Here is a 6,826-nt window from a genome sequence, read left to right as displayed (position 1 = left end):
TTGGGTATAGTTGTCCGATTTTGACGTCGGATTTGCCGGCGTTTCGCGATAAATCGGTAGAGATTTGTGAGAAAGGTAATTGGGCTGAACGTATTAACGAAATTATTCGCGATGAAAACAAACTCGAAAAAATGAAATCTAATCCGGTTCGAGACCCCAGCTTTCGTCCCTCACTGTCGGATCCGTTCTCTCGAGGTGCTTTCGCCATCGGTAGTCCGTCCAGGATTACAGGATTTCACTCCTACCCCGGACGTACCCCTTGGATCTTCCGGTCCCAAGCCGCACAGTTTTCGCCGGACGCCCACTCGTTAAGCGAGTGGATTTCCCGACGAACTTGCGCGGCCAGCTACGGACGCTTTAGGCCCAATAATATCGGCCATCACTTGGGCTGCCGGTGTTACCGCGGCGGCTGGCACCGGTCTTGCCCAGCCCTTATTCGTAGACCTCCTTACGGTCTACAAAAGCGAGGGCTCTATGCCCTCGCACTCGGTGTCCCCCTATCGCACTGGCGTGCAGTGTAAAGGTTTCGCGCCTGCTGCGCCCCGTAGGGCCCGGACTCGTGTCTCAGAGTCCGTCTCCGGGCTCTCACTCTCATGACCCGTACCGATTATCGGCACGGTGGGCCGTTACCCCACCGTCTACCTAATCGGCCGCAGCCACATCCTATGGCGCCGGAGCATTTCACACATCCCCCATTTCCAGGATGGATGTACTATCCGGGATTAGCCTCAGTTTCCCGAGGTTATCCCAGTCCATAGGGCAGTTTGGCCACGTGTTACTGAGCAGTTTGCTACGTTATACGTACAACTCGCATGGCTAAGTCGGACACCGATAGCAATGGCCTCCGGCAGGATCAACCGGAATGTGTTCCCCGAACTTGAATACCCAGCTCGGGGAGGGTTTGGCGGGAACACACCCGTATGGGTGTGTTACCATCAATGTCTATCGGCGTTCGATGACATTCGGACCGACCGAGTGTCACCGAACTGCCAAAGCTAACATCAGATCCCATCTATACGGCGGACCGCAGGGGTGGAATCCTCATTTCCTTCGGACCTGATTGTTACCCGCGATGGGTCATAAACCCATCGGAGTTCATCGGTCCGTGAGCGAGGATGGGTTCGAACCATCCCCGACCACGTCGTATCTTTTCCGAACACCCTCGTATGTATAAGGGCGTCGAATCGGAGGCGAACCGAACGGGGTCCGGTCCGCCTTTCGTATTTCAATTCGAGTGCCCTATTACACTTAAGGGCATCGGAGTCAGGTCGACGCCGGAATGCGATTCCGGACCGGCCTTCGTATTTCAATTCGAATGCCCTGTTGTACTTAAGCGCATCGGATCGACGTTCCGGCGATTCGGAGCGTCAGGCCGTCGTCGTACACTGCTCCGAGCCCGGCGGGGCCTCGGAAACGAGACGGCTCGAAGAGCTGTCCCGCCGGGGCGTTGCGCCCCGCGTCGTTCGCACTCTGTTCGATGGGGGACGGCGTATTAAGCCCGTCGAAGTATAACCGCCACGTCACGCGATTTCATGCCGCTTGAGCCATGTGAGTGGTACGCGTGCCGTTCGGCTCGAAGGCGCGGTGCCTCGAGAGCGAAGTGCGTTCGTCCCGCGATCGCCGTTTACGTGCGTTCGCGCGCGGATCGTGAGAGATGTCCGCACACAAATATCAAATTAAGATAATTTAGCGAGCGTGACGTACAGAAGCGTTGGCACACGGCCAGCCGGAAACTATTGCGCGGCTGGAAGGCGGTCCCTCATTCCACGCGCATGCGCACGCACAGTCGGGCCGGGTGAGTTACCGCGCGCCCGTAGCTACTCTCCGTGCCACTCATATCCATTCCGGTGTCTACACTGTCGATGGGTGTACAACCGACAACGAGGCGCGGCGCTACCGACCGAGAAACGGAGCGTCGACCGCATGCTAGCCCGCTCAGAGTTCTTCGAGGTGTTCGATCCCCTGTTTCGAGACGTTCGCCTCGGTTATCTCCTCGGGCATCCAGTCGGGGCTATCGTCGGGGGCCGTCTCCTCCCAGGCCCAGCCCTCGTAGATGTGGACTTTCTTCGTCCCCTTCTCGCGAAGCCGAAGTTCCATCGTCTCCGCGTCGTCTTCGCTGGGTGCCGGAGTAAGCCGGCGAGCGGCCTTCAGTGCCGCCTGTCTCGGTGTTCGCCCGGAGAAAACGCTCGATTCGTCGCCGCTGTCCTCCCGAAGCGCGAAGTTTCGGGTATCGTCGTCACGTGCCATGATTTCGTGTCTCCGTGTGATTTCTGCACACACGTCAATATAAATATATCCCCGAAGTCGCCCTCCTGATACGGTTTTTTTATAAATATCTCAACGAGAGGGAGCAAATGGGAATGAAACGAGGGAGAGCGGTGCCGTAGCTCGCCCAAACCAGGTCGGTTTTACTCGTGCGCGCGACGCGTTCGGCCTCGCACGGTACACTTATGTATCTCGTGTGGTGAACGACCCAACATAACGCGATGGTGCGAAAGAAGAAGCTCAGCCCCAGTGGCGCCAAAGACGAGGACGGCAAATACCACAACGTCCACGTGAACCTTCACGAAGACGAACTCGCCGTCGCCGGCATGGAGATTGGGGACGAGGTGTTCGTCCGTGTCCGTGACGGGAAAATCATTATCCAGAAAGCCGACGCTACCGACGTCGAACACGAGTTCTAAGGAGGATACGGGACACGCAATGGGGGCCACATCATAGGGACACCGATCGTGTCGGTGAAGCTGGACGGCGACGCCCAGTCCGAACGCCGGGGATCGCGGGGCTTAAGCGAGTCCGCCGGCCCCATACCACAATGACGCCCTACGATCTCGCCAAACCGCTTTTGTTTCGACTCGACGCCGAAACGGCCCACGGCCTCGGCAGTCGAGTACTCGGATCGATCCAGCACACGCCGATCGAGCGAATGGTCGCCGATCGCTACACCGTCGTCGATTCGCGGCTCCGCGTCGAGACGCTGGGGCAGACGTTCCCCAACCCGATCGGCGTCGCGGCAGGCTTCGACAAGAACGCGGAGATCCCGAACGCGCTCGTGGCGTTGGGCTTCGGACACGTCGAAGTTGGCGGCGTGACGGCTGAACCGCAGGCCGGAAACCACAGACCTCGGCTGTTCCGACTCGTCGAGGACGGCGCGCTGATAAACCGTATGGGCTTCAACAACGACGGGGCGGACGTCATCGGTGAACGACTCGATAGAACCGACTGCCCGGTCCCGATCGGCGTCAACATCGGGAAGTCGAAATCGACGCCCAACGACGACGCGGAGGACGACTACGGCTATACCTTCGACCGCGTCGGGTCGGGGGACTACTTCGTCGTCAACGTCTCCTCGCCGAACACCCCCGGTCTCAGAGAACTCCAACGGCGGGATCGATTGGAGTCCATCCTCGGGAGCCTCAAGAACGACGGCGCCGATCCGCTCCTCGTAAAGCTCTCGCCGGACCTCACCGACGCCGCGATCGAGGACGCCCTCGCGGTCGTCGAGGGGCTCGACCTCGACGGCGTCATCGCGACCAACACCACGACGAGTCGACCCGCGTCCCTCCGTGGTCGGTACGCGAACGAGGAAGGGGGCCTCTCCGGGAAACCGATCGAATCGGAGTCGACGGAGATGATCCGCTCTATTGCCGAGCGGACCGACAAACCCGTCATCGGCGTCGGCGGCGTGACGGACGCCGCGAGAGCGTACGCGAAAATCAGGGCCGGGGCCCACCTCGTCCAGTTGTACACCGGACTGATCTACGAGGGGCCCTCGATCGCGCGCGATATCAACCGCGGCCTGCTCGACCGACTGGAGCGCGACGGATTCGGTTCGATCGAGGACGCCGTCGGCGCGGACCTGTAAGGCGACGAAACCGCCGTTTATCACAGTAGCAGCCGGACACCGGATATGGGAGCCACCGACCACGGGGACGACGATGGGCTCGAAACGACCCTCCGGCAGTTTTTGGCCCTCGAACGGGACGTACTCGTCCTCTCGGTCGCGATGTTCGCCTTCAGCCTCGGCTTTCAGATGACGAGCCGATACATTCCGCGGTACATGTCGGTCCTCGGGGCTGGTGCCGTCGCCATCGGGCTGTTCGGTACCTTCGGAAATCTCATCGGCGCGATCTATCCCTACCCCGGCGGCGCGGTCTCGGATCGGCTCGGGTCGCGGGTCGCGCTGACGCTGTTCGGGTTCGCCTCCACGGCGGGATTCGTCATCTGGCTGTTCGCGGACGCCTTCGGCGTCGTCGTCGTGCCGCCGGTCGGGACGACGATCGACGTTCTCGACCGCGAGGTCGTCGTCGGCTGGCTCGAACCCGCCTCGATCCCGATCGGGATCTTCCTCGGGTTGCTCTTCGCGCAGGCGTGGAAATCGTTCGGCCTCGGCGCGACGTTCGCCATCGTCAAGCAGGCCGTCGCACCGGACCGGCTGGCGACCGGGTTTGCGAGCACCGAAACGTTCCGCCGGACGGCGTTCCTCTTGGGACCGCTCTTCGCCGCCGGTGTACTGGCTTTTTTCGCCTTCGAAACGGGCTTTCGGATCGTTCTCGCGGTCGCCGCGGCGTTCGGCCTCGCCGCGACGCTCACACAGCACGTCCTCTACGACGCCAGCGAGGACCGTCTCGGCAAGTCCTTCGAAGGCGTGTCGACGGTACGTTCCGATCTCCGATCGATGCCCGCGGAGTTGCGCCCGCTGCTCGTGGCCGACACGCTCGTCCGCTTCGCGAACGGCATGGTCTACGTGTTTTTCATCATCGTCGTCACGGAGTTCCTCGCGGTCGGCGCGCGGCTTCCGATCGTCGGGGCGCTCTCACCGGACGCGTACTTCGGCGTGCTGCTGGCGGTCGAGATGCTCGTCGCGCTCGCGATCATGATCCCCGTTTCGCGGCTCTCGCGTCGAACCGGGCTGAAACCCGTCGTAGCGCTCGGCTTTGCGGTGTACGCCCTCTTCCCTGTCATGCTGATTTACGCGCCACCGAACGCCGCCGTGCTGGCGCTGCTTTTTGCCTTCTCCGGACTCCGCTTTGCGGGGCTACCGGCGCACAAGGCGCTCATCGTCGGCCCGGCCGCGGCGGGGGCTGGCGGGCGGGTGACGGGATCGTACTACCTTGTCAGAAACGTCGTCGTCATCCCCTCGGCCGCGATCGGCGGGGCGATCTACGCCGTCTCGCCGGAGACCGCCTTCTTCAGCGCGACCGCGATCGGGAGCGCCGGAGTCGCGCTGTTTCTCGTCGCCGGATGGGAGTTCGAGGCGGCGATCGCGGGATAACGCGAGCGGCGGCGTTCAAAGAATCGTTCGGGGGGGGGCGAACGCGTTCGGTGACCGGGCTATTGTCCCGAACCGATGCGATACTCCCCGTGTTTCATCCCGAGCGCGAACGCGATGAACCCGAAGGCGAGCATCGAGGGGGCGACCATCATGAGCGTCGTTTCGAGTGCCATTACTCCGCTCCCGGCGAGGCCGGCGACACCGATAACGACGATTACGAGTAGTGCGCCGAGCGAGACTGGAAGACTGAATTCCATACGTCACCCCGTTGGGGTTCCGGCGTCATAGTTCATGCTGTCGAGGAACCCAGCGTACGGCGGTGGCGAGATCCCGGTACAGGTTCAAGTGTCGTCGGCCCCAAGACTAGGCTATGTCTGACAGCGTCGCCCGTGAATTCGGTCGCAAGAGTACGGGTCTCTCCACACGCGTGTCGGTCGTCCTGTTCACCCTCCTCGCCGTCGGTGCGGCTGTCGCGTTGGGCGTTGTCGAGTTCGATCCACTCTTGATCGCGGGGTTGGCGCTATTACTCGTCGCCATCGCCGCGGTGTCAAGCGCCGTCGAGATCGTCGAGGCCTACGAGAAAGAAGCGCTGACGGTGTTCGGCGAGTTTCGAAAGCTCCTCGAGCCGGGGATTCATTTCATCCCGCCGTTCGTCTCCCGCACGTATCCGTTCGACATGCGAACCCAGATGCTCGACGTCCCCCGTCAAGAGGCGATCACGGAGGACAACTCGCCGGTGACCGCCGATGCCGTCGTCTACATCAAGGTAATGAACGCAAAACGGGCGTTCCTCCAAGTCGACGATTACAAGCGGGCGACCTCGAACCTCGCACAAACGACGCTTCGAGCCGTTCTGGGCGATATGGAACTCGACGAAACCCTCTCGAAACGCGAGAAGATCAACCGCCGTATCCAACAGGAATTGGAAGGGCCGACCGACGAGTGGGGCGTCCGCGTCGAGGCCGTCGAGGTCCGGGAGGTCAGTCCGAGCACGGACGTCCAGCGCGCGATGGAACAACAGACCTCCGCCGAACGCCGCCGCCGCGCGATGATCCTCGAAGCACAGGGCGAACGACGCTCCGCGGTCGAGCGGGCGGAGGGGGACAAACAGGCGAACATCCTCGAAGCGCAGGGGGAAAAACAGAGTCAGATTCTCGAAGCGCAGGGAGAGGCTATTTCGACCGTCCTTCGCGCGAAATCCGCCGAATCGATGGGCGAGCGCGCCATCATCGAACGCGGGATGGAAACGCTCGAATCGATCGGAGCGGGCGAATCGACGACGTTCGTCCTTCCGCAGGAACTCACCGCCCTCGTCGGCCGCTACGGCAAACACCTCACCGGCGGCGAGATCGGCGGCGAAGGCGCCGGACTCGAATCGAGGGCCTTCGACGAGGAGACACGCGAACTGCTCGGTATCGACAGTATCGAGGAGCTCGCGGCGGGCGACGGGGACGTCGATATCGAGGTCGAAAGCGCCGATATCGAACTGGAGGACGACATCGAGTAGAGCGCTGGGGAAGTGGCAGTACAGCACTGAGGACGGCGACAGAT

Annotated in this window: 6 protein-coding genes and 1 rRNA gene; 4 read left to right on the top strand and 3 right to left on the bottom strand. The window is 61.9% G+C overall.

Features of this window, described 5'->3' with window-relative positions:
* Both R6U53_RS06705 and R6U53_RS06700 read right to left on the bottom strand, forming a co-directional pair.
* Window positions 1–864, bottom strand: a 16S ribosomal RNA gene (locus R6U53_RS06705); the annotation flags it as partial.
* A gap of 1,071 nt (window positions 865–1,935) precedes the next feature.
* The gene (locus R6U53_RS06700) at window positions 1,936–2,247 is read right to left on the bottom strand and encodes a non-histone chromosomal MC1 family protein (protein ID WP_410321584.1); all 312 of its coding nucleotides are present in this window, start codon (window positions 2,245–2,247) and stop codon (window positions 1,936–1,938) included.
* A gap of 239 nt (window positions 2,248–2,486) precedes the next feature.
* Here R6U53_RS06700 and R6U53_RS06695 point away from each other — a divergent pair, with 239 nt between their 5' ends.
* From R6U53_RS06695 to R6U53_RS06685, 3 genes are all read left to right on the top strand, one after another.
* Window positions 2,487–2,684: a hypothetical protein gene (locus R6U53_RS06695; protein ID WP_410321583.1), complete on the top strand. Its 198-nt coding sequence runs from the start codon at window positions 2,487–2,489 to the stop codon at window positions 2,682–2,684.
* Between the two features lie 131 nt (window positions 2,685–2,815).
* Window positions 2,816–3,865, top strand: a complete 1,050-nt coding sequence (locus tag R6U53_RS06690; protein WP_410321582.1) for a quinone-dependent dihydroorotate dehydrogenase — start codon at window positions 2,816–2,818, stop codon at window positions 3,863–3,865.
* Between the two features lie 45 nt (window positions 3,866–3,910).
* Window positions 3,911–5,275, top strand: coding sequence for an MFS transporter (locus R6U53_RS06685; RefSeq protein WP_410321581.1), 1,365 nt, complete (start codon window positions 3,911–3,913; stop codon window positions 5,273–5,275).
* 59 nt (window positions 5,276–5,334) lie between these two features.
* Here R6U53_RS06685 and R6U53_RS06680 read toward each other — a convergent pair whose 3' ends face one another.
* Window positions 5,335–5,532, bottom strand: coding sequence for a hypothetical protein (locus R6U53_RS06680; protein WP_410321580.1), 198 nt, complete (start codon window positions 5,530–5,532; stop codon window positions 5,335–5,337).
* A 170-nt stretch (window positions 5,533–5,702) separates the two neighbouring features.
* Between R6U53_RS06680 and R6U53_RS06675 the strand changes: the two genes are divergently transcribed.
* Window positions 5,703–6,782 (top strand): SPFH domain-containing protein, encoded by a 1,080-nt coding sequence (locus R6U53_RS06675; RefSeq protein ID WP_410321592.1) that lies wholly within the window; start codon window positions 5,703–5,705, stop codon window positions 6,780–6,782.
* The last annotated feature ends 44 nt before the right edge of the window (window positions 6,783–6,826 follow it).

This window comes from Natronomonas sp. (genome assembly GCF_046483325.1).
In the GTDB taxonomy this organism is placed as follows: domain Archaea; phylum Halobacteriota; class Halobacteria; order Halobacteriales; family Haloarculaceae; genus Natronomonas.
The sequence above is the reverse complement of the archived record's forward strand: the minus strand, read 5'-3'. Positions and strand labels throughout refer to the sequence as shown.